Source organism: Paenibacillus germinis, from assembly GCF_013141785.1.
Taxonomy (GTDB): Bacteria; Bacillota; Bacilli; order Paenibacillales; family NBRC-103111; genus Paenibacillus_E; species Paenibacillus_E phytorum.
In genome coordinates this window covers 99021-120585 of sequence record NZ_WHOC01000006.1, presented here as the reverse complement: position 1 = coordinate 120585, position 21565 = coordinate 99021, and the positions used below count along the sequence as shown (strand labels likewise).

At 43.1% G+C, this 21565-nt stretch carries 23 protein-coding genes and 1 pseudogene; 7 read left to right on the top strand and 17 right to left on the bottom strand.

The window, feature by feature from the left end:
• Nucleotide 1: 1 nt before the first annotated feature.
• Nucleotides 2-502 carry a BMC domain-containing protein gene (locus GC102_RS39940; protein WP_171687756.1) on the bottom strand — a complete coding sequence of 167 codons (501 nt, stop codon included), beginning with the start codon at nt 500-502 and terminating at the stop codon, nt 2-4.
• A 21-nt stretch (nt 503-523) separates the two neighbouring features.
• On the bottom strand, nt 524-1180 hold the full coding sequence (eutL, locus tag GC102_RS00545) for an ethanolamine utilization microcompartment protein EutL (protein ID WP_171645411.1): 657 nt from the start codon (nt 1178-1180) through the stop codon (nt 524-526).
• 302 nt (nt 1181-1482) lie between these two features.
• Here eutL and GC102_RS00540 point away from each other — a divergent pair, with 302 nt between their 5' ends.
• Entirely contained in the window at nt 1483-2622 is a 1140-nt protein-coding gene (locus GC102_RS00540; RefSeq protein WP_246320668.1) for a Fic family protein, read from the top strand.
• Between the two features lie 252 nt (nt 2623-2874).
• Here GC102_RS00540 and GC102_RS00535 read toward each other — a convergent pair whose 3' ends face one another.
• The 3 genes from GC102_RS00535 to GC102_RS00525 all read right to left on the bottom strand — a co-directional run bounded on the left by GC102_RS00535 (nt 2875) and on the right by GC102_RS00525 (nt 6329).
• The gene (locus GC102_RS00535; RefSeq protein ID WP_171687755.1) at nt 2875-3432 is read right to left on the bottom strand and encodes a DUF6155 family protein; all 558 of its coding nucleotides are present in this window, start codon (nt 3430-3432) and stop codon (nt 2875-2877) included.
• Between the two features lie 34 nt (nt 3433-3466).
• Nucleotides 3467-5611 carry a sensor domain-containing protein gene (locus tag GC102_RS00530; protein WP_246320673.1) on the bottom strand — a complete coding sequence of 715 codons (2145 nt, stop codon included), beginning with the start codon at nt 5609-5611 and terminating at the stop codon, nt 3467-3469.
• A gap of 193 nt (nt 5612-5804) precedes the next feature.
• Nucleotides 5805-6329: a DUF5317 domain-containing protein gene (locus tag GC102_RS00525; protein WP_171687753.1), complete on the bottom strand. Its 525-nt coding sequence runs from the start codon at nt 6327-6329 to the stop codon at nt 5805-5807.
• Between the two features lie 474 nt (nt 6330-6803).
• Here GC102_RS00525 and GC102_RS00520 point away from each other — a divergent pair, with 474 nt between their 5' ends.
• Nucleotides 6804-7880, top strand: coding sequence for a hypothetical protein (locus GC102_RS00520; protein ID WP_171687752.1), 1077 nt, complete (start codon nt 6804-6806; stop codon nt 7878-7880).
• Between the two features lie 160 nt (nt 7881-8040).
• On the opposite strand, the gene GC102_RS40490 is transcribed toward GC102_RS00520, so the two are convergent.
• Complete coding sequence (locus GC102_RS40490; RefSeq protein WP_376769338.1) at nt 8041-8235, bottom strand: stalk domain-containing protein; 195 nt, start codon at nt 8233-8235, stop codon at nt 8041-8043.
• A 92-nt stretch (nt 8236-8327) separates the two neighbouring features.
• Between GC102_RS40490 and GC102_RS00510 the strand changes: the two genes are divergently transcribed.
• The 3 genes from GC102_RS00510 to GC102_RS00500 all read left to right on the top strand — a co-directional run bounded on the left by GC102_RS00510 (nt 8328) and on the right by GC102_RS00500 (nt 10256).
• Nucleotides 8328-8897 (top strand): FAD-dependent oxidoreductase, encoded by a 570-nt coding sequence (locus tag GC102_RS00510; RefSeq protein ID WP_171687750.1) that lies wholly within the window; start codon nt 8328-8330, stop codon nt 8895-8897.
• A gap of 43 nt (nt 8898-8940) precedes the next feature.
• The gene (locus GC102_RS00505; RefSeq protein WP_171687749.1) at nt 8941-9168 is read left to right on the top strand and encodes a DUF896 domain-containing protein; all 228 of its coding nucleotides are present in this window, start codon (nt 8941-8943) and stop codon (nt 9166-9168) included.
• Nucleotides 9169-9257: 89 nt separating this feature from the next.
• On the top strand, nt 9258-10256 hold the full coding sequence (locus tag GC102_RS00500; RefSeq protein ID WP_171687748.1) for a type I glyceraldehyde-3-phosphate dehydrogenase: 999 nt from the start codon (nt 9258-9260) through the stop codon (nt 10254-10256).
• Between the two features lie 68 nt (nt 10257-10324).
• On the opposite strand, the gene GC102_RS00495 is transcribed toward GC102_RS00500, so the two are convergent.
• Nucleotides 10325-10717, bottom strand: a complete 393-nt coding sequence (locus tag GC102_RS00495; RefSeq protein WP_246320667.1) for a GNAT family protein — start codon at nt 10715-10717, stop codon at nt 10325-10327.
• A 279-nt stretch (nt 10718-10996) separates the two neighbouring features.
• Between GC102_RS00495 and GC102_RS00490 the strand changes: the two genes are divergently transcribed.
• On the top strand, nt 10997-11374 hold the full coding sequence (locus GC102_RS00490; RefSeq protein WP_171687747.1) for a hypothetical protein: 378 nt from the start codon (nt 10997-10999) through the stop codon (nt 11372-11374).
• A 253-nt stretch (nt 11375-11627) separates the two neighbouring features.
• Here GC102_RS00490 and tgl read toward each other — a convergent pair whose 3' ends face one another.
• From tgl to cysD, 3 genes are all read right to left on the bottom strand, one after another.
• Nucleotides 11628-12452, bottom strand: coding sequence for a spore coat transglutaminase TGL (tgl, locus tag GC102_RS00485; protein ID WP_171687746.1), 825 nt, complete (start codon nt 12450-12452; stop codon nt 11628-11630).
• A 381-nt stretch (nt 12453-12833) separates the two neighbouring features.
• On the bottom strand, nt 12834-14573 hold the full coding sequence (locus GC102_RS00480; protein WP_171687745.1) for a GTP-binding protein: 1740 nt from the start codon (nt 14571-14573) through the stop codon (nt 12834-12836).
• 1 nt (nt 14574) lies between these two features.
• Nucleotides 14575-15498, bottom strand: coding sequence for a sulfate adenylyltransferase subunit CysD (gene cysD / locus GC102_RS00475; protein WP_246320666.1), 924 nt, complete (start codon nt 15496-15498; stop codon nt 14575-14577).
• Between the two features lie 364 nt (nt 15499-15862).
• Here cysD and GC102_RS00470 point away from each other — a divergent pair.
• Nucleotides 15863-16168: pseudogene (locus GC102_RS00470) on the top strand (acyl-CoA dehydrogenase family protein); the annotation flags it as partial.
• A 13-nt stretch (nt 16169-16181) separates the two neighbouring features.
• Here GC102_RS00470 and GC102_RS00465 read toward each other — a convergent pair.
• From GC102_RS00465 to GC102_RS00435, 7 genes are all read right to left on the bottom strand, one after another.
• Entirely contained in the window at nt 16182-16886 is a 705-nt protein-coding gene (locus GC102_RS00465; RefSeq protein ID WP_171687743.1) for a PIG-L family deacetylase, read from the bottom strand.
• The gene (locus GC102_RS00460; protein WP_056830839.1) at nt 16883-17194 is read right to left on the bottom strand and encodes a DUF1806 family protein; all 312 of its coding nucleotides are present in this window, start codon (nt 17192-17194) and stop codon (nt 16883-16885) included. The genes GC102_RS00465 and GC102_RS00460 overlap by 4 nt, the downstream gene beginning before the upstream one ends.
• A gap of 296 nt (nt 17195-17490) precedes the next feature.
• Nucleotides 17491-17928: an ATP-binding protein gene (locus tag GC102_RS00455; protein WP_171687742.1), complete on the bottom strand. Its 438-nt coding sequence runs from the start codon at nt 17926-17928 to the stop codon at nt 17491-17493.
• Between the two features lie 2 nt (nt 17929-17930).
• Nucleotides 17931-18668, bottom strand: coding sequence for a tRNA(His) guanylyltransferase Thg1 family protein (locus tag GC102_RS00450; protein WP_171687741.1), 738 nt, complete (start codon nt 18666-18668; stop codon nt 17931-17933).
• Between the two features lie 408 nt (nt 18669-19076).
• Nucleotides 19077-19223 carry a hypothetical protein gene (locus GC102_RS40240; protein ID WP_216627887.1) on the bottom strand — a complete coding sequence of 49 codons (147 nt, stop codon included), beginning with the start codon at nt 19221-19223 and terminating at the stop codon, nt 19077-19079.
• Nucleotides 19220-20011: a sugar phosphate isomerase/epimerase family protein gene (locus GC102_RS00440; RefSeq protein WP_171687740.1), complete on the bottom strand. Its 792-nt coding sequence runs from the start codon at nt 20009-20011 to the stop codon at nt 19220-19222. The genes GC102_RS40240 and GC102_RS00440 overlap by 4 nt, the downstream gene beginning before the upstream one ends.
• 29 nt (nt 20012-20040) lie before the next feature.
• Nucleotides 20041-21558, bottom strand: coding sequence for a CehA/McbA family metallohydrolase (locus GC102_RS00435; RefSeq protein ID WP_171687739.1), 1518 nt, complete (start codon nt 21556-21558; stop codon nt 20041-20043).
• Nucleotides 21559-21565: the final 7 nt, after the last annotated feature.

Here is a 21565-nt window from a genome sequence, read left to right as displayed (position 1 = left end):
GTTATCGGCTCTCCCCCTCCATCCCCGTGAAAAGTCTTACCAATTCGGCTTTGCTAACCAATTGGATATCGCGACCGGTTATAGGGAATCGAGGCGTATGCTGTGCAAGCTCTCTGAGTTGTGCTACGGTCATTTTGCTCCAATTCGGCGTACTCACCTCCGGTGTCGCGATAACCTTAATGAGCTCCTCCTTCGGTGAATCTTTCGGCTGGTTTTTGATCCAAGCCTCCTGAATCATCGCGTGTACGGAAGGATCAGGTCGCGGTATAACATGTGTGGATAACAGTTTGCCCACCCTCTTCGCTTCTGCCGCACCTGCATCCACGGCAGCTTTGACCGCTGCAACATCGCCAAGAATATAGATCGTTACAATACCGGCATCCACTTTTTCATAAGTCGTTACCTTCACATCCGCCGTTTTGGCTGCAGCGTCTGCGGCTGCAATCAATGCAGGTAGACCATAAGTTTCGATCATGCCCAAAGACATTAATCTTCCATCCATTTGTAAACCACCCGCTTCTTTTTACCCTATTTTCTTAGGTTCTCGAGCAATGCTTCGAACAGCCTCCGCGAACGCCTCCGCTGCTGCCGTACAAGCAGATTGACTGCCTGTCAACAATCCTCCCGCAAAGTTCGTCTCCGTCGGCGGACCATAAAACTTGCACATGCGTACATCGGCCGCCTTCAGTGCGGCATCAAGTGCGAAAACGGCTTCAAGTGGCGGAGCAATCAAATAGGCAAGAGGCTCTCCTTCTTGAATTTCCGCCAATGTGGACAAATAAGAACCGGTTCTGGAGACAACATGAGCATAGTAAGCATGCGTTCCCTCGTCGTTGAGGGCGTAAAAACAAGCTCCAGTCTCCATCACTTGGATAGCTGCATCTAGCCCACTTCTCACTTCGGCAGGTGATGCACCGCCTATGATCCCTATAAATTCTCCTGATAGCGGTCCAGAAGCATGACCCGATCCCGCATAAAATGAACGAGCATACACCACCTCAACTGCTGCATTCTTCGTTGCTTCATCGATAGCGGTGTAACCAACATCATCGATGCTGGACGTTAACAGACCGAGGCTGCGAATGCCCGGCTTTAATTCCAACTGAAGTGCCAAGCCGGCATCCACATTAGGGATGATCCTAACAGCGAGCGGAATAGCTCGAATTGGTTGTTGTTTCACTCCTTTCACCTCTTCGCCCGAATGAATGAAAACAAAAAGGTGCCCAGGTGCAGAGAACGACGTTTCGTTCTTGGACCTAAGGCACCTTTGCCTGCTATTTATGCTTTTGATTATGCATATGCGGGTTGTACAAGGAATATACCGTTTCTGTTTTTCTCTCAGCTAATAGTTACTCTTTGTGGAAAAACCAGGCTAGTTTATCTGTATTTAAATGTGTACATAATAAGTGTAATTGAATATAATAAATAGAAGCATAAACCCTTGTTATACAAGCATTTTTAAGTGTAAGGGAGTGATGTAAAATGACATATACTTTTTCATCTGAACATTTCATGTATGATGGGAATCGGTTGGTTTATCGACCTAATTTTAATCCCTTCGACTACGAAATTCAGCAGCTTATTCTTGAAGCAGAAAGAAATATTGGTGCACTGGCAAGGTTGGGTCTAAAAAGTCACCCACTAAAACCAAACATTCTGCGTAAATCATTAGTTAAAACCGCACATTTTACAACTAAAATAGAACAAAACAAATTAGAATACAAAGAAGTTGAAAAGCTCTATCAAGATTACAAAAAGAATCCATTAACCATTAAACAGAAAGCACAACTTGAAGTGAGAAATGTGTTTGAGGCGTATGAGTTTATCTATGAACTAGACCCCTTTAAAGATTTCTCAGACATGGATGAGCTTATTTTTAAAAAATTACAACAATTACTCATGAAAGATTTAACTGGGTATCCAGAGGGCTACAGGCAAATTCCTGTTGCACTTCAAGACGGCGATGGAAACATTAGTTATCAGCCTCCCGCTTTTAATCAGGTCCCTCATTTGATGAATGCGTTCTTCTCTTGGTTATATACTAGTGTAACGGGATGTATGAGTGCCTATGATTCTGAAATCATTCAAGAGAAAAAGCTTCATCCACTTTTAATATCGGGCATTACCCACCATTTGATCGGATACGTTCATCCATTTCCTGATGGAAACGGACGGACAGCTCGGGCATATTCGACCTTAGTAGGACTAATTCATAACGATCTCTCTAAGATTAAAGATGCATTTAGTGTTGAAGAATATTTCGACAAACGAATAGAAGATTATTATGATACTCTAATGATAGCTACACAAGGCGACCTAAAGCCCTTCCTCATTTTTTACCTTGAGTGTGTCAATGCATCGCTTACAAGAGTTCTTAATGAACTTCAAAGGTATGACAAAATTAAATACATGCGAGAGATACTTGGGAAGGGCCACGCAAGGACGATGTTTGAACTAATAGCTAGAATGGAAGATGGCGCGGTTTTTCATAGGCAGTTATTCGACGATACATTAGATGCATCCTCATCAAGTATTGCTAAGAACTTATCAAAACTGAAAGATTTAGGGGTAATAAAATCTGGTGAAAATCGGGGAGAATATATGATCTCTATCGTTGATTGAGATTTAAAAGGGGCTGTCCCAAAAACTTCAGCCAATAGCAGAGGTCCTTTTGGGGCAGAGTTGTTCTTAACGGAACGACAAGCCGCTAAACTGTATGAAATGAGCTGAAAGTTGAATTAGCGGAACGAGAGGGCCTTATTCGATGAAATTTGTGCTATTTGAAGCTACAAACAACGGAATAGCGCCTCTACGTTCTCTTAATGGAAGTCTACCATTGGTAGATTTGGGACAGCCCCATTTTATCAGTTTCACCTACTCAATATCCTCTTCATAGTCGGCTGCAAATTCATAATAAACCTCAACAAGATGATCGTGAAAGCCCCAACCTACTCCACCTGAATCCTGAACAATTCCTTTCAGCCTATCTCGAAATAGATGAAATAATCCACTACCATTTTCAGCTTTTATTTTTTGAAGTACATTGCGATACATTGACCCCATACTATAATAAAATGATTCATACATATCGCCATATTCGTTGGTAAAATCTACACCCAACTCTACATAGTAGATCATCAAATCTATCGTTTTAGCTTGATTATTGCAAAGCTTACTGAATTCAGAAATCGCTTTTTTCGCTTCTGCCAATTTAAGCTTTGGCTCACCGCGCTCTGGGAAGAACTGATGCTCAATTTTCTTTTTGGCTTCATCAAACAATTGATTTTCTGTACTTTCAGGCTCCAGCATCATATGAATATAGCTCTTTACATCGCTACTTGATTTATAACAATCGACAATGATAGAGACTAGCTCATCAGCCTTATACGTTTTTAATTGTTTCTTAAGCTCAGGTATTGAAATCTTGGTCATCGTAACTTTCTTTCCTTTCATTATCCTGTTTCAACTACAATTCCATCTGTTTTGGTAGAAGCCAAACCCGCTCAATAAACTCACCAACCGACAAAGGTTTACTTATCAAATACCCTTGAACGCCATCACAACCTTGCTCACGCAAGTAGGAAAGCTGTTGATCCGATTCGACTCCTTCGGCGATTACTTTCATGTTTAAGCTATGTGCCAATTTGATAATACCGCTTATGATCAATTCATCTTTTGGAGACATGTTTAAGTTATCGATAAAAGACTTGTCCATTTTCAAATAATCGAATGAAAAATGCTTCAAATAACTAAGCGAAGAATAACCCACTCCAAAATCATCGATGGAAATAGATATACCGAGCTCTTTTATTTCTTCAAGCACCTTCATCGTATGTTGGGTATTCTGCAGCAGCATACTCTCCGTTATCTCAATTTCAAGCCACTGAGGATCTAGCTCCGTTTCCCGCAAAATTTGCCCAATCGTACGGACCAAATGCTCATTTTGCAATTGAATGGAGGAAAGATTAACCGACATAACAATAGATGGAAAACCTGCATCCTGCCAAGCTTTATTCTGCTTACATGCTGTCCTTAACACCCATTCCCCGATGGGCAGGATCAATCCACTCTCCTCAGCGATCGGAATAAACTGAATAGGTGACATTTGTCCCAATTCTTGATTTTTCCATCGAATGAGGGCCTCTACTCCGTTAATTTTATCGTTGGTCAAATCGATTTTCGGTTGAAAATGCAAATAAAACTCTTCGCGCTCGATCGCTTTGTGCAAATTAGAATGTATCTTGTGCTTGGCTTCATTAAGCTCTTGAATACTTTTCGAATATACGCTGTAGGTGTTTCCACCGGATTCTTTGGCCCGATACATAGAGGCATCTGCATTTTTGATTAACGTTTCCACATTGGTCCCATGTTCAGGATATATACAAATCCCTATACTGGTCGTTATATATAATTCTCTTTTATTCAAATAAAAAGGTTCAGCTAATGCTTGTAAGATCGTATCGGCAACTGGTATGACCTCTTCTGCATGACTTAGATTTGGAAAAATAATCGTAAATTCATCGCCCCCCAGCCTAGAAACGATAGATCCTTCCGGAACAGATTGGATAATGCGTTTGGATACATCAACTAATAGAAGATCACCTGTATGATGCCCCAGCGTATCATTTACTTGTTTGAATTTATCAAGATCCAGAAACATTAATCCAGCTAAGGAGTTGTTACGAGCTTTACCAATTGTTTCCGCCATACATTCCTGAAAGTTGCTTCGGTTCGGCAGCCCGGTTATTTCATCGAAGTAAGCCATTCTATGAATAATCTGTTCCGCTTGCTTCTGCTCGGTAATATCCTTAGCAATTCCATAGACGCCAACAATTTGATCATTCACTACCGTCGGACCGCAAGTTATGAACATATCACGGCTTGTACCCTCTTTCGTTAAAAAGCCCATCGTAAATTGTTGCGGATTTCCCAGCAACGCTTGTTCTATACGATGTATCGCTTCTTGTTTCCCTGTAGAAATCACATATTCGAATAAGTTAACATCCAATATAGACTCCGGGGAATAACCAAGTAATTTTTCCAACATCGGGTTAACACTCGTAATTTTACCAGATAGATCTAATGTAAAAACAATATCTGGATTACGGTCAAATAAAGACTGGTAACGTTGTTTGCTTTCTTCTATTTTATAGATATGCTTGTTATAGGCTGAGATTAGGAAGTTAATGAAGATCATAAGTAAGACCGCAAAAATGATCTCGATAACTAAGTCACTCGAATTTGTTTGTTTCAGAAAATGGTACAAAAAAATGGCTACGATGGCTAAAGAAGCTTGCACTTTAACTATCTTAATAATTGAAATTTCATTTAAAAAAGGAATTTTACTTACAAATTTCATGATTCCCGCACGTATGAATAAGTTAACATTCTCAAAAACAAAGGTCATACAAATAACTTGAAGAATCAGTGGTAGCTTGGTTGTAAACTGCAGAATCGCTGCTGCACACACCATACTAATAAAATACATGCCTACCGTTGAAAATAACCGATACCAGTTAATCTTATAAAATGGTTTGGTAGCTAACAAAAAAAACATTATTGTGCTTACAAGGATAGGAACTGTACTTGCTGAAATTCCCATAACATACATCAAATAAAGAATTCCTAACGTTGATCCATTGTACAAAAGTCCTTTAGACATTTTAATTGGAAATATATCAACTATAATTGTTAAGACGCATATAAGAACTATAGGTTCCCAAAATCTATTAAATTCAAGAAATTTCAGACAGATAAATGTTGTGTAAATGCCAGTTAAGAATAATATCAGAGTGTATAGATTTTTATCCTTCATGCTGCTCCCTCTTCGAAGTGGTTCCTAATAGAAATCTAATAAATCCGAAGCCTACACTAATATCTCCAATACTTATCACATGTTTGAAAAAAGGAATCCAATCTCCCAACCACCAATAACTAGAAGTATTCATTAGTTGATGTCGAGGATCGTCTGTAACAAAAGCAGAACCATTATACCCAGACATCATCAGAGCTTTTTCTGATACTGGCATTAAACCACCGTGTATACTAATGGCAATTAAATTAAACAAAGCCCCAAAACAAATAAAAATAATTCCTGGTAAATGCCTGTTCATCCATAAGCCTAAGATCATTATAGCAAACGAGAGTTCAAGTAGAATAGGATAATCGCGCCCTGTTCTATGACTCAACCAATAAATAAAAATCTGAAACGCAAAGGTACCTATCAATAAGTAAGGCATTCTGAAAGCTGCAAAGGAATCAACAATTGTCAATAAATTGCGTTTCAGGATGATACAAAGTAGAAGACCTGTAAGTATGAAGTAAATCATATATGTTCATTCCTTTATATAAAAAAATGAAAGGAACTAGGTTTTGCCTAGCTCCTTTTTTTGGGATTAAGGCCCCCAAGGCTGTGTTACAACGGATGAATAAACCATAGCTGTCAAAACCAGTGCCATAAGTACCCAATTCTTCCAATTTTTCATTTCATTTCCTCCCCTTTGATTGAAAAGAATGTCTAGTCAAATGGAAAAATCCATTAAAGAAATTATACTTTTAATGGGTTTTTTATACAATGAAATTATTCGAAATATTCAAAAATTCGCTATAAAATGACATATTAATTCGGAAGCTCCTGGTATTCACTTGAACATATAGTCGGTCTTCTAGTAGCTATAAGTTCAATTCCAATGCTTTTCCCGCTTTTCTTAATGCTTTTGTCTAGGCTTTCGGAGCCTTCTCAATTGAAAATGGAAAATATTTGGTAAAATGTGCTAATATGGTTAGGGGAGGAGTGTTAACTTATGTTCAAATTGAAAAATATAGTATTGATTATTACGGCTAATGCGTTGTTATGTACTACTGCTACTGTTTATGCGGATTCAACATCGAACTGGGATTACCCAACCAGTAGAATCGTGAAAGCTGTAAAGATTGAGAATCAACTGCTTATGACAACGAGCACGATTCAATGGAGTGCTGATCAATTAAAGTTGTTTCAAAGCGATGATGTTTTTCGTCAATTTTTTCCTGCTCTAGTGTATAAAGTGACTGACGCCGATGAATTAAGATCGAAGCTTATGTTCACCAATGCACCTGGAGCGAAATTTACCAGGAAACTTGCCACCTATGATGATGGGGAAGAAATTAAATTATCAATTAGGGATACTTCTCGTTTAAGCAATGATAAATCTTATGTATTCTATACAGCATGGCTCCATACCGTGGAAGGCGATTCCCAAATATCTTTCCGTTCTTTGCAAAGATATGCTCAACCAAATGGAACTCTAAATGACCTCCACAAAACTGACGATGAAATTGCAACCATTACGTTCGACAAGGCAGAAGTGATAGATAAGAAATATAAAGATTATTACCTTCCCGAATCGTTCAATAGTCCCTTCAAGCAATATACGTGGAGAGAAGAAACAGATGATACTAAGGTGAAGAGCTACGCCTTGATTAATTCCAAAGAAGAACTTGAATCCTATAAACACGCAGCTGCACAAAGCTTGAAATTTGCTCCTTCCGGGAATAAGGTCAGATTTGCTGCTACTTTTCGGAATAACGGACCCTCCAGAGTGGATATGCTTGTCGAAAAGTACAACTTGACTCTTTCTCAAATCTATGCGGCTGGTATCAAAGAGAATAAGGAAGAATATACGGTGAGTTGGTATGATACCGGGCTGGAAGTGATGTCTTTGATGGGCCTGCAGCAATCTGGATTTGAGAAATTCGCAATTACGGAATTGGAGGGTACGGCATACGTAGAGGATTTACAGAAAATGAGCCAGATGTCCAATATTGATGTCATTGAGATCGAGAGCCTCGGGCAGGTCCCTTCTGGATTACACTGGCTGAATGAACGTTACGGGAATTAAGCCACAAACGCAGAGCTGACTGCTTAGTTGTTGGACAAAATTTTCCCTGGACCCAGAAAAGGCGGCTAATCCCACAGAGGATTGGCCGCCTTTTCTGTTGCGGAAACACACATCGTTCGGATGCCCTCTATCTTGAAAATGCCAAAACGTGGTGACACATTCAATTGAATGCCGCGACCACAATGAAGGCTTCATTAGAGTCAATCTTTAAATTGATTTTACTACTCCCTTTACTCTCAGTAAGCGTCTGTGTTTCACCATCCCACGTAACATCTTTCCCTACGCGAAATTCCTCATCCTTTTCCTGATGATAATTGGCCCCTTCTTGTTGTCCATAAATGGAACATCGACACAACAAAATACATATTGACTTTTCACTTTATGAAGCATATTATTATCTCATAACTAAGAATCTTAATTTAAAGATATTTTTAAGGAGTTGTTGATATGTACGATATCGCAGTGATTGGCGCAGGTCCCGCAGGAGCAAGTGCAGCATTATTTGCAGCAAAAGCAGGAAAGAACACTTTACTCATCCATAATGATAAAAGCATGACAAAAAGGGCGTGGCTTGAAAATTATTATGGTATTGAAGAAATTTCCGGCCCTGATCTTATAGATATTGGTAAGAAACAGGCAGTTAAATTTGGCGCCGCAGTAAAGGATGAGAAGGTTCAAAATATCGTTAAAATAGATGTCGGTTTTCGCATTGAAACCAATATCGGACAATATGAAGCTAAATATATCATTATTGCTACAGGAGCTTTAACAGAGCTTGCGGAACATTTGGGCTTGAAAATAAAACCGGCAACCGAACCGCGAATTAAGACGGTCATTGATGTTGATACAAATGGCCAAACAAGTTTGGATGGCATTTGGGCGGCAGGTACAGCAGCTGGCGTTAGCGTCCATGCCATCATCACCGCTGGTGACGGGGCTAGAGTTGCAATAAATGTCATTAGCGAAATAAATGGGGAAAGATACGTTGATCATGATATTTTGAAAACTTCCGAATAAAAATTTACCATCTATACGCAAACCATAAAAGGAGTGGTTCACTATGCTTACCATTTTAAATAAAATTAATGTGCTTTCAAGAAAAGAGAAAGAAGTCGGATTAACTGAGATTGAAAAAACAGAACAAGCCAATCTGCGTAAAGAATATCTTCAAATATTTCGTGGTTCAATAGATAGCTTGCTCTTGAATTCTACTATTATTGATCCGAACGGAGATAATGTTACCCCTGAAAGATTAAAAAAAGAACAGGCCAAAATAGCTGCAAAATAAATGCTTCCTGAGTGATAGGAACCAAAATATGTTAAAATCGAGGCGTACCCGTAAGGAATTCATATTTATCATTCAATGGAGGTTATACCATGGGCAAAATAGGAATATTCGGATTTGGTCGTATTGGCAGACAATTATTAAGAGTGGCTTTACAGGATCAACTATTCGTTCCCGTGTCCATCTCCGATATTAAAGACGCAGCAACACTTGCCGCTCTGTTCGAAGTTGATACCAACTATAAGCGTTGGCACGAAGCCGTATCGGCACTAGAAGGTAGTATGGTGATCGGTGGACGTGAAATTCAGTTTATCGATTCATCAAAGGAAGTTCCTAATTGGAAAGAATTAGATGTAGATCTGGTAATTGACTGTACAGGCCGAGCTGTCACCCGAGCTGTTGCTCAGGTCCATTTGGATCGCGGGGCAAATAGAGTATTAGTTAGTGGGCCTAGCAAGAGCCTTGACGATTGTGATGCTGTCTTGCTGAAAGGGATAAATTTGGACAGTTTTGATCCGGAAAAGCATAAAATTATTAGTATGGCGAGTTGTACGACCAACGCATTGGCTCCAGTGGTCAAAATAGTTAAAGAAAACTTCGGGATTAAGTATGGTCTCTTCTCCACCGTTCATTCTTACACGAACACCCAGTCGCTAACGGATCAGCCTATGAAGGATCGCCGAGATTCGTGGGCGGCAGCTGAGAATATCATTCCTTCTTCATCAGGAGCTGCAAGAGCCCTTAAATTTATCTGGAATGATTTGCAGATTACTGGAAAGGCATACCGGATTCCAACGCGCACCGGAAGTATTGCTGAATTAAACCTTGTGACGGAAAAGCCATGTACGGTACAGCAGGTAAATGATATTTTCCGCAGTGCTGCTGCAGATGGTCAACTGAAGGGTGTTCTTGATGTTCTTGAAGGTGAATGGGCATCATCTCGTATCGTAGGCGACCCCCACTCCTCCATCATTGACCTTCCTTTGACCCAACTGCAGGGTGAAATCCTATCCGTTGCAACTTGGTACGATAATGAATGGGGCTACGCTTCGCGATTAGCAGAAGTTGCGGCTTTTCTGGTTAATAAGTAAAATCGCTACCTTTGAATAAGTAGGATCTCCTCCGTTTATATAGAGGTGATCCTACCTCAACTCGAGAATTAATTATACGACAACCATACGGTATTACCCACAACCTCAAAACCCTGCTTATACCAAAAATTACGCGACTTTTCTAATGAATAAACATACATTTTCTTATTAGGGTATTTCAGTTTAAGCCAATCCATGAAGAAAGCTGCATAGCCCTTCCGTTCAAATTCTTTCAGTACATCCAATGCTTCTATAAATACATAATCTGTTTTGTTCTTGATATCAATATAGAAGTCTTGTTCTAAGTATTTTTCATCATCGTTAAAATAATCTTTCTCCGCTTTCTGAATTAACTGTTTCGCACTCGTGTATTCCCAAACTACGGCATAACCCACCATCGTGTTTTCAACCTCAATGAGATATATATCATTAGGCAGTTCCGAGCTTTCCTTCTTACTCAATTCCCCTGCAGGTAGCCGGATTGCAATTCACTTAATATCGTTTGGAACTCTTGATCGAATGGCCTTGTCGTAATCGTAGGCATTATAAATCTCCTTTTCACAATGTCGCTAACGGAAGTATAACATATATCTACACCACATCCCTTATGTTGGTTAATAGTGTTAACTATAGCTAAATGTATAGTGGTTCGAGTGAAAACAAGAAAACCTAGAAGCAACAGCTTCTAGGTTTTTGTTTTAATATTTATTTACATGTACCTTGTAGGCTGCCTATAGTGGGTGGTCGGTGACTGCATTAGTTTGATTGTGAATGCGTATGATGCTGTTGGTGATGATGATGATGAGTTTGCCCAGTATGGTGGTGATGTTGTGTATGGTGAGGATGCTGAGTATGGTGTTGTGTATGGTGAGGATGCTGAGTATGGTGTTGAAGATGATGCATGGGATGATGATGCATGTAATGATGATGTGGGTAGTAGGCAACGTGGTGATGCATCGGATGGTACGCAAGATGATGCATGGGATGATAGGGATGATGGTGTTGTGGGTGATAGGCGTAATGATGATGCGGGTGGTAAGCATGGTGAGGCTGTGTATAATGAGCATGTTCGTGGTGTGGATGCGTTGGATTATGCGCTCCCGGTGCTGCTGCTATAGGCTGCTGATAGATAGGGAGGTTATCTCCCGTCAATGTCGGAGTTTGTTGAACTGGATGGTAGGCCTCCGGCAATGTCGGAGCTTGCTGAGCAGGATGGTAGGTCTCCGTCCTTGTTGCAGCTTGATAAATAGGGAGGTTATCCTCCGTTGATAAATTGCGATTTGTCATTTTCTTTCCCCTTTCTGAAGTAGGCATACGTCATCATATGCAATGTATCTCAAATAGGGCATTGTCTATATAAATTGGGCTCATTTACCATGTTTTGTTAAAAATCCAGCTTTTTCGAACATAAATCCAGTCTCCTACTTTCGCAATAATGGGTTTCTCCCGTAAACGATGCTGAAATTCTGCGAAGTAGGAGAAATCCGGATGAACATAACGATCTGTCAGAAATGCTGATTTTATACTGCCAAGCATTCTGTTTTTATTCAGGACTTTAATGACTTCTTCCCCTGAAATAATTCCGAGGCCATGTCCATGTCCATAATAAAAGTCGTTTTCCATCAGGACGACGTTTTCTCCTTTCCACCAGGGTACCGAAGGTACAAAGTCGGGGTTCTCAAAATAGAGCACATCACCAATCACAGCTTCCTCATTATATGTCCGGTCGATTAGGTGCAATTTGCGGTTGGAATGCCAATCAAATAATAAAAGGTCCGCAAACAATATATCGAATTGTCTAGGATCTATGGATTCTAATAGGGCTTTGTACAAGACGACGACGACAGCCATTGAGCATTCGAATGCGTATGAGCTGCCATTTGTAAATATATCCCGTATCGCATCTTGTGGAGCACAACCGCTATTCAGCTGGAACCTCCCTTGATTAGTTAAGTGCCAATACATCGGGTTACATAACGTTTTTTTGAAATCTGCAAAATAGACACCAGCTTTACTCAGCTCTTTCGCGGATTCCATAATCTGCGTTCGCATGTACAGTTCAAACAACAGGGTATTAACGGAATCATACCGATACTCAATAGGGCTTTTCTGCTTCTTTTGATAAATGGTTAGTTCTAACTCAGTCAGCGTACCTTCTCCAAAGGCTACTTTGCTGGTACCTTCGATTAAGATCATGGACTTCTCCTCATTATGAAAGATCTATAAGCGTGATTCACCTATTTTTATATGTGGAATTTCGAAGTTATGTGAATGCGTTAATCTCGTTAGCCGTCTGAATATCAATTTTTTACGACATTCCATTATCAGAGTGTATAAAAAAAGAGACTGCCTCTAAAAGCAGTCCCATTAAAAACTTGTTTAAACCCAAATCTCTTCCTCACATATGCAGCTGTTCCAATAAACGATACAGCAGCACAGCGGCTATGTAAACGACAGTTGGATTGATAATGGTTCCGATGCCGCGGACACAAAAAAAAGTCCCTACATCACTATTCACGGTGATGTAGGGATACTATTTTTCAAAGACTATTTCGCCTAAGTCGATTTGTTTAAGCATTAGAAATTAAGGAATTGTCCACGACTACTCTCATTGATTAAATATTTGATAATTCGTTTCACTACATAATTTGCAGCTTCTTCGATTGAAAACTTGCTTATATCGATTTCGATTTCCGGGTTCCCAGGTGTATCATTTGTGCTCGAGCTGCCTGCAAGCGGTCTGTTTACATAAACTTCAATATATTCTTTGCCAATGATGTCTCGCACGGTTTCTCGGTCGTTTTCGATCGGGGAATCATTCGATACCAATGCAATAAGTCCAGCATCGTTCATCAATTTTGCAACTTCTGCTAATCGCTGCAACGACTCTCCGTGGCCATTCCCCAGTAACATGGTATGGTGACCTGTCGATACCAAACGCTTTTCGACTTCCTTCGCAAGGGTCGATTGATCTGAAACCGAACCAGTGAACCAAAGGGTCAAAGGATTCTGACCTTTTTGCTGAGCACGAACATCTCTGGTGATTTCCGTATCTAACTGTACAGCATTGTCGGAGCTTTGAAGGATTTGCTCAATCACTCCGCAAGCAGATGTCATATTGGTGACACGATCGATCAGAATAAATCCGCCGATGCTTTTATTTTGTTCAAAAGAATCAATAACGATAGCGTCAGATAATGAAAACTCACATTTGGCCAATTCATTTTTGACAATATGATCGATTGGAACCGTTTTTCCAGTATTAACATCGATTTTATGCGTAATCGCCGTTACGGTACCTGGCAGGATTTTCGTCCCTACTTTGACCAGATAGTTTTTGCCTGGCGTCAGCACAGAATCATCCATCCAAAGAATCGTAGCACTAAAACTGTCCGCCTCTTGAATCTCACTATCCTTCGTGAATACACAGCCCCGCGAAACGTCGACTTCCCGATCCAATTGAATGGTTACTGGCTGTCCAGCATAAGCATAATCGCGATCTTGGTCTCCCACGAGGATCCGTTTGACTTTCGCCTTCTCATGACTAGGTAACGTTGTCAGTTCATCACCAACCGCGATACGCCCAGCCTCAATTTGGCCTTGGAAACCGCGGAATGTATGATCCGGACGGCATACACGCTGAATCGGCATCATAAATTGCTTCGCATTGTCGTTCTGATGAACGTCCACATTTTCCAAATATGGCAGCAAAGCAAGGCCTTCGTACCAAGGGGTATTTGGCGATTTTTTCGTAATGTTATCCCCTTCTGTGGCAGAAACAGGGATCACCTGAATGCTTTCAAAGTGAAACTCAGAGGTCAATTGCAAAAATTCTTGTTTGATCGCATCAAATGTCTTAGGATCAAAACCCACTAAATCCATTTTATTCACAGCTAAAACAAGATGTTTAATACCCATAAGTGCGCAAATCCGAGTGTGGCGCTTGGTTTGGGTAATAACCCCTTTCTTTGCGTCCACAAGAATGATAGCCAGATCCGCAAAAGATGCGCCTACGGCCATGTTACGGGTATATTCTTCGTGTCCGGGTGTGTCCGCTACGATGAACGAACGGTGGTCCGTCGTAAAATACCGATAAGCCACATCAATGGTAATCCCTTGTTCGCGCTCCGCCAGTAACCCATCTAGAAGCAAGGAATAGTCAATTTTGCCGCCGCGGCTGCCCAGTCTGCTATCCAGCTCTAACGCTCTTTCTTGGTCGGCGAATAATAGCTTGGCCTCATATAGCATATGTCCGATTAAGGTGGATTTTCCGTCGTCTACACTTCCGCAAGTAATAAATTTAAGCAGACTTTTCATTTTAGAAATAACCCTCCCGTTTACGTCTTTCCATACTTCCCGCCGCTTCTTGGTCAATTACCCGTGTTGTCCGTTCGGATGAGACCGCACCAAGCGTTTCTTCAATAATGGCATCTATCGTATCCGCCTCCGACTCGGCTCCGCCAGTAAGGGGATAGCAGCCTAATGTACGAAACCGCATCTTCTTCATTTCAATTTTCTCATGAGCTTCGAGTTTCATGCGATCATCGTCAACCATGATGAGATGTCCGTCGCGTTCGAGTACAGGTCTTTCTTTTGCAAAATAGAGTGGCACAATATCAATGTTCTCTCTGCGAATGTATTGCCAGATGTCTTTTTCCGTCCAGTTGGATATTGGGAATACGCGGGTGCTTTCGCCCTTATTGATTCTTGTATTAAAAAGCTTCCACATTTCTGGTCGTTGGTTTTTCGGATCCCAGGCATGGTTTTTATTACGGAAAGAGAATATCCGCTCCTTCGCACGCGACTTCTCCTCGTCACGTCTTCCGCCGCCGAACGCAGCTGTAAAACCGTATTTGTCCAATCCTTCTTTCAAGGCTTGGGTTTTCATAATATCCGTATACGCGGAACCATGATCGAACGGGTTGATCCCTTGATCAATCCCCTCCTGATTGGAGTGAACAATCATCTTAATTCCGAATTCTTTGGCTTTGCGATCGCGGAATTCAATCATTTCTTTAAATTTCCACGTCGTATCAATATGCATGAAAGGAAACGGCGGCTTCTCCGGATAAAATGCTTTCAGCGCCAAATGCAGCATCACGGAACTATCCTTCCCGATCGAATACAGCATTACGGGATTTTCACATTCCGCCGCTACTTCTCGTATAATATAAATCGCTTCAGCCTCGAGTTGATCCAGATGCGTCATTTCATCTATAGAATCAAGCATCAATTTTTCCATGAAAAGGTGCCTCCTTTTAATTCTTACTAAAACTATCGTCTTTCTTTATATCCTATCAGATTCTAGCTTTAATGCAAAGTGGAAGAAAGTGAAAAACTTAAGATTTCTGGCATTTCGGTCGAATTCTGTCGGACTTTTTCCGAGACTGTCACTTTTTTGTCGCAATAATCACTGTGTGACATTAAAGTACACTTTGTCTCGCCTGAACAGTGGGTTCTTTACGTTTGAAAAAGGATTGGGTCGATAAGGATTACTTTGAAGAGCTCGTAATGTAACAAAAGCATGGATCGAACCCCTGTTCATTTTTCCATGCGAACCTTAAACATTCTACTCGAAATAAATTAAAGTTTCTTCACAATAAAGAGAGATGGAAATCGAATTACGAACCGCACGCTCGCTCCTTTATGCGGTGGCGGATCGCTGGGATCGTGAGAAGGAAGACCGACCCGCGTTGAAACCAGAGCTCGGCTTGGCCAAGTATGTTGCCACCAACAACGCCATCAAAATCGTGGACTTGGCGATGAGAATTGTCGGTGCCGCGAGTTTATCCCGCAATCGGCCTTTGGAACGGTATTACCGGGATGTTCGTGCAGGCCTGCATAATCCGCCAATGGATAATACAGTACTTCATACCTTGGCTAAAGCCGCTTTAGCCGAGACACCCTTGTGATCCGAGAGAGACGCTAAAACAAATCATCGAGAGCCCGCGTCGGAGCCTCCCTATCCGCCTTCAAAAAGTATTCATATCTGCCGAATCTCGCCAGCGCCTCTTGGGTGGGCAGCCATACCCATTCGTCGATTTCGGTCTGGCAGCGGTGGGCCCGAAACGCGGCGAGCTTTGCTTCCAGATGAACATGTACGTCGATTTTAATGACATCCTTTCGGGAATACCCGTACCGCTCCGGACGCTCCATTGCGTCACCGAACGTAATGAAATATAAAGCACCCCTATGTCCTGTTCGCCCAAAAGCGTTCGTCGTCGCTTTTCCAATTGCGCAATGATCTGGGTGTCCACCTAGCGTTTCGTGAAACGTAAGCACGACATCGGGATCCACTTCATTAATGAGGGCAGCAATCCGTGCTGTCAAGCTATCCTCATCGGAAAACTCAACTGTTTTATCGCGGATATCCAAAAATAGGAGCTGTCGGATGCCCAGGCTCTCGCAGGCCTGCCGTAGTTCCATTTCACGGGCAGCCGCCATCGATTCCCGGTTAAGATAGGGTGGATTGCCCATACGTCGTCCCATTTCACCCCGCGTGGCGCTCACCAGTGTAATGTCCACCCCCTCACTGGCATATTTGGCGAGAGTACCTCCACAAATAAACGACTCGTCGTCAGGATGGGCAAACACCGCGAGCAGCTTTTTGGCTTTATCGATATTGTTCATTCTGGAAACGGCTCCTTTCCCAAGTGCAGAGCAACATTCATCCGACCTCTGTCATCATAGCCAGCCAGCAAAAGACGACCATTCCCATCTACCTCATAATGTGTGAGCGCCTCCATTCGCAGCCAGCCATGCCCATCGAATCGTAGAGCGGCACGAAAAGGGCCTTCCCCCGCTATAAAGACATGGGTAACCTTGACCTTGAAATTGCGAACGAAGACAAATGATGTCGCTTCGCTGTGGATATAAGCGTCAGTCCCGACGAATGCCTGAAGCTCGGCTTCTACTTTCGACCTGATTATTTTGATCATCGCGTTTGGCTCACTTTTCTGAAAGGATTTAATTTGGCAGTCCCATTTATCATTTCTAGGTATAACCCAATTATCGCAACTTAGTCCGTATCAAACAACACATTACTGTCATGAAGAGTCAGATTACTTACGGCTTCAAAAAGTTAAAAGTAAAGCTTTTAAAAGTAAAAACACCTGTTTTAACAACAGGTGCTCTCTAAATCTAATGGCTCCATTTTGCAAGCCTTCTATCACTTTGTTCATAACTCAACTCACTTGTACCACCGAAAAGCTTCTTGAGTTAACTCTTGTTTTCCTTAATAAAAATCCTCAACATAAAACTTCCCGTCTTCCGTTCTTACTCGATATAACGTATCAAATCCTTCACTGAAATCAGGTGTCTGTAATCTTTTCATTATACTCTTAATTCCAACCTCCGGTACTTTTTCACTCCCTGAACGCACTTCATTTCTTTTTACAGACTCAGCAAAATCAGGTTCAAAATAATAACCCACTACTCGGAACTTGTGTTCTTTGGCGAGTGATATATACTTACTCCTATCCTCAATCGTTGGATTCGTGTTGTCCACAACAAAAGGCTGCTTGGCTTGGAAGGATGCGGCTAAATATATGTTTTCCCTGTGCCTGGTTTTAAGCATATCCATGTTGATTCTGATGTGGGAATTGAAAAATCGCTCTTTAAAGAAGGTTGATTTGCCTGAGGCTTGAATACCGACAAAGATCACACACTCCATAATTACTCATTCCCATTCAGATAGACGTATTGATTGATATACTCTCTATTTTGCGAAAAAATCGGAGTATCCATATCAACATCCCACTTATTTCTTTGTGCTTCTCCTTTTAAATAGGACTGTTTTGTTATGCAAACCCCTCGTTTTTGCCATACAGGAAGATCATTCCAATTCATTCCCTTTTCCACGAATAGCTTGTCCTGAAGCTGTTTTCCATCAAGACCTTGCAGCACTTTTTGCGGGAAGTGCGCCTGAGCAATCATAGAAATGCTATTCTTCGTCGCATCCTGCTGGCGCCAGAGAAAGTAGTTCGTGACCTCATCATGCGGTAATACCCATGCTCTGCTATCAAATGTCGCCAGTTCCTTATCGGGATAATACTTTCTAATCTCCTCATTGAACTTAGCCGTGGCCATTGATGAAGACACAGATACCATTTTTTGTATGTTATTATCAAACCACGATTGAGTGGTCAATTTATCATAATTCGTGAGCAGGATTGAAATCTCGTCACTTTGGTGGTAAACCAATTTACAGCCCATTATATTTTGAGCGAGATACTTACAGGTCTCCCATAACGCTTTGGTTAACAGCTCATCAAACGGTTTGGCCATCCCTCGTGTAAAGGTGTGAAAGTGGCACCCGTCAATTCTCAGGATTACAGGCAGACGCTGCGGTAAACTGTGCCGGAACGTATTCTCGTAATTCTTCATTCGATTTCCGAAATCATCCTTATTCATTGCTGCGATCTCCTTTCCTGAGGGCAATAATGGTACTAGTTTAATCCAATTTCTCGAATATCATAACCCTGATACTCTTTGCCCTGAGAGTAGTCAACATTTACTTGGACAATAGCCATCGTTATCTTCCCCTTGGATATCAAAGCATAAAAAAAAGGCCATGGACTCAAAAGTCCATGACCGTGTAAATACAGCTCACACAGAGAAACCAGCTTTAATGACTAGTTGAATCCACGCGTGCAAACCATATTGAATATACTTTGTTCACTATGCTTGGAATTAAATAACTGTACGAATTTCATCTTTTCCTTAAGCAATAAACTCAGCCATAATCCTACTGATATCAAAAGGAGTAATCCCCTCATTCACCGCAAACACCGTCTGCGCGCTATCCACATCTTCCACGATTCAACCTCTGGCCACCGCATGCAGCATGAATAAATCGTACGGGGTAGGCTTTGTTAACGAGGTCATCGCTTTCCCCATTAGGACCATACCTTTTTCTCTGTGCTCGGCAACGATCATCAAGTTGTTCTGCCCAAGCCGAGCAATCATTCAGGATTCATCCCAAGCTTTCTTCCCACCATCACCGCATGCTGCAGAACCGTTTCCACCGGCGTATCGTGCTGATACTCCAATATAGAACGGAACGGATGCTGCATTTCCTTGAGCGCATCCCAAATCGGCTGCCATTCGATCGTTCCTTCACCGACCGGCTGATGCAAGTCGTCGATGCCGTCATTGTCGTGAAGGTGAACCGCGCTGAGCCGTCCTCCCAATGCGCGAAGGAGCTCTGGCGTATTCCAGCAATTGATATGTGCGTGCCCCACATCCACGAGCGCCGTGATCGTCGGAATATCTTCGAACAAGCGGGCAAACTCTTCCTGATTGAACAGCGCTCCATCGCGGAACCCTACATTTTCCACAGCGAGGTCGATACCAAGCTTCTGTGCCTCGTCGCCAAGACGCTTCAGGTTGTCGATCGACCGCTGCTGGGATTGCTTCCGCAAAAATAGCGGTGTGGAGTACAAACTCGGATGCAGAACCATTTGCTCGGCCCCGATATGCGCTGACCAGGCTAGACATTCCTTATACACATCGCAAGAATACTGTGCGAGCAGGTCGAACCGCGCCGAGGCGATATTAAGCTCCCAGATCGGCGAATGCACGCTTAACGGTCCCGGACGGCCTTTGAAACGACCGAATTCCGCATGCCAATTGATAGGCTCAAGCCAGTTCGGCCCGTCCATCGAAATTTCTATACCGCCGGACCACCTGTCAAGAAGCTCCTTGCAGTCTTCGATCCGGTTCATATACGGTAGCATATTGATAAAAACAGTCATGAGATTTCCTTCCTCCCTCATTCAAATAGTTATACGAGCGAATCAAGCGCAATTCCTGCTTTGTCCAGCAGCTGCCCCCATGTCAGGAGCTCATGCTCCTTCGTTCCGCTCGAAATCGGGTTCGTAAAGCAGAGCAGCTTGTCATCCGCATCGCGAATCTCCAATCTTCTCCACACATAATCCAGACCTTTCCATGAAAAGGTTTGATCGTGCACCCAGCAGTCCGTCTCAATCGGCTGTGTGTCGATAACGACGCCGTTCTCGATGATGCGCAGCTTCGCTCCCTTGGCGTCCGTCACCGTCAGTCGATAGCGAACGATGCCGTCACCGGAGCCGGCCAGCGCCTCGGTCAAATCATCCCCGAACGTAAACGTGCATCCTCCAGCTTCAATGGATGCCTCAAGCTCAGGACCGCGGGACACATACACATGCCCGGCGCGCAAACCGCTTAAGATGTCCTGTGGCGTCAGCCGGTCTGCCAGCACATAGCTTGCTGGATCACCGATCGTATCCGGCGGGCAACCCTCTTCGTAGCTCTGATCGGGCCGAAGATGCGTGTCCGAACCGCCGACGCCGGGCACGCGATATCCGTCGTTCCACAGCAAATTCCACAGCACCATTGTCTGCTCGGTCAAACCAGGTGTCGACCTCCTCGTCGGGCTGTTCCATATTTCCAGCAAATCAATGAAGCGGAGCGGTGATTCCGGATACCGCCATGCAAACCGTCCGGCCAGCGGATGGTTGAACGTACGAACCGCACCGCACGCGGCCGCCTCCTCCATCATCCGGTTCTGCCCCTCCTGCGTATGCATGCCTCCATCCTGAAGACCCGTTCCCCAACAATCGATCCAGCCGGGCAAGCCGAGAGCGTTCCAATCTCCCTTGCCGAACGAGGTAAACTCCATACCCGGGATGACCAAGGGCTTTCCCTTCGGCCAGCTTGACGGGAATACGTTATGCTCGGTAACGAAAAAGAAATCCAGCTCCCGCGCTTCCGCCTGCCTTGTCATCTCGCGCGGCGACAGCGACCCGTCGGACAGCGTCGTATGACCGTGCAGATCGCCTCTGTACCAGCGGCGTCCGGTCCCTTTGCACACGTTCCAGTCGTAACGGTTCAAGTCCCCATTCCGTCCGGCCCCTTCGCCCTCGCTCCAAATCTCGCGGTCTTCATCCCGGACGAATGCCTCGTCAAGAACCTCTCCGTCTCCGATAACCCATTCCAGTTCGAACTCCCCCGGGAAATTGCGCAGAAATTCGATCGTCCAGCGGCCCGGGATTATATCACCGGCCACGGCCGTCGCCGTCGTCAGTTCGGCATTCCGGTGCAGCAGCGCGTTCCGCGGCTCTACAACATCAAAATGCATAAAGCGTAAACGGTCGGCAGGATCGCGAATGACGAGCTGGCGCCAAGTCCGGGGCTTCCCGTAATCGAATCGCAGCCGCATCCATTCCGCATGCCGCTCCACCTCGAACGAAATCGCGGAATCGGGCGCTTCTACCCTTAATTTCGCTTTCACGCCATTCTTCGGCGATTGCTCTATCTCCATCTCATCC

Bases quoted from the DNA above. Each gene is read 5' to 3' on its own strand.
- cysD (WP_246320666.1), bottom strand. From the start codon at position 15,498: ATGGAAAAATTGATGCTTGATTCTATAGATGAAATGACGCATCTGGAT.
- GC102_RS00480 (WP_171687745.1), bottom strand. From the start codon at position 14,573: ATGAAAAGTCTGCTTAAATTTATTACTTGCGGAAGTGTAGACGACGGA.
- GC102_RS00435 (WP_171687739.1), bottom strand. From the start codon at position 21,558: ATGGAGATAGAGCAATCGCCGAAGAATGGCGTGAAAGCGAAATTAAGG.
- GC102_RS00505 (WP_171687749.1), top strand. From the start codon at position 8,941: ATGCTTACCATTTTAAATAAAATTAATGTGCTTTCAAGAAAAGAGAAA.
- GC102_RS00520 (WP_171687752.1), top strand. From the start codon at position 6,804: ATGTTCAAATTGAAAAATATAGTATTGATTATTACGGCTAATGCGTTG.
- tgl (WP_171687746.1), bottom strand. From the start codon at position 12,452: ATGATCTTAATCGAAGGTACCAGCAAAGTAGCCTTTGGAGAAGGTACG.
- GC102_RS39940 (WP_171687756.1), bottom strand. From the start codon at position 502: ATGGATGGAAGATTAATGTCTTTGGGCATGATCGAAACTTATGGTCTA.
- GC102_RS00440 (WP_171687740.1), bottom strand. From the start codon at position 20,011: ATGACTGTTTTTATCAATATGCTACCGTATATGAACCGGATCGAAGAC.
- GC102_RS00530 (WP_246320673.1), bottom strand. From the start codon at position 5,611: ATGTATGTTATGGGAATTTCAGCAAGTACAGTTCCTATCCTTGTAAGC.
- GC102_RS40240 (WP_216627887.1), bottom strand. From the start codon at position 19,223: ATGATTGCTCGGCTTGGGCAGAACAACTTGATGATCGTTGCCGAGCAC.
- GC102_RS00455 (WP_171687742.1), bottom strand. From the start codon at position 17,928: ATGGAGTGTGTGATCTTTGTCGGTATTCAAGCCTCAGGCAAATCAACC.
- GC102_RS00465 (WP_171687743.1), bottom strand. From the start codon at position 16,886: ATGAACAATATCGATAAAGCCAAAAAGCTGCTCGCGGTGTTTGCCCAT.
- GC102_RS00525 (WP_171687753.1), bottom strand. From the start codon at position 6,329: ATGATTTACTTCATACTTACAGGTCTTCTACTTTGTATCATCCTGAAA.
- GC102_RS00540 (WP_246320668.1), top strand. From the start codon at position 1,483: ATGACATATACTTTTTCATCTGAACATTTCATGTATGATGGGAATCGG.
- GC102_RS00450 (WP_171687741.1), bottom strand. From the start codon at position 18,668: ATGAATAAGGATGATTTCGGAAATCGAATGAAGAATTACGAGAATACG.
- GC102_RS00460 (WP_056830839.1), bottom strand. From the start codon at position 17,194: ATGATCAAAATAATCAGGTCGAAAGTAGAAGCCGAGCTTCAGGCATTC.
- GC102_RS00535 (WP_171687755.1), bottom strand. From the start codon at position 3,432: ATGACCAAGATTTCAATACCTGAGCTTAAGAAACAATTAAAAACGTAT.
- GC102_RS00510 (WP_171687750.1), top strand. From the start codon at position 8,328: ATGTACGATATCGCAGTGATTGGCGCAGGTCCCGCAGGAGCAAGTGCA.
- GC102_RS00500 (WP_171687748.1), top strand. From the start codon at position 9,258: ATGGGCAAAATAGGAATATTCGGATTTGGTCGTATTGGCAGACAATTA.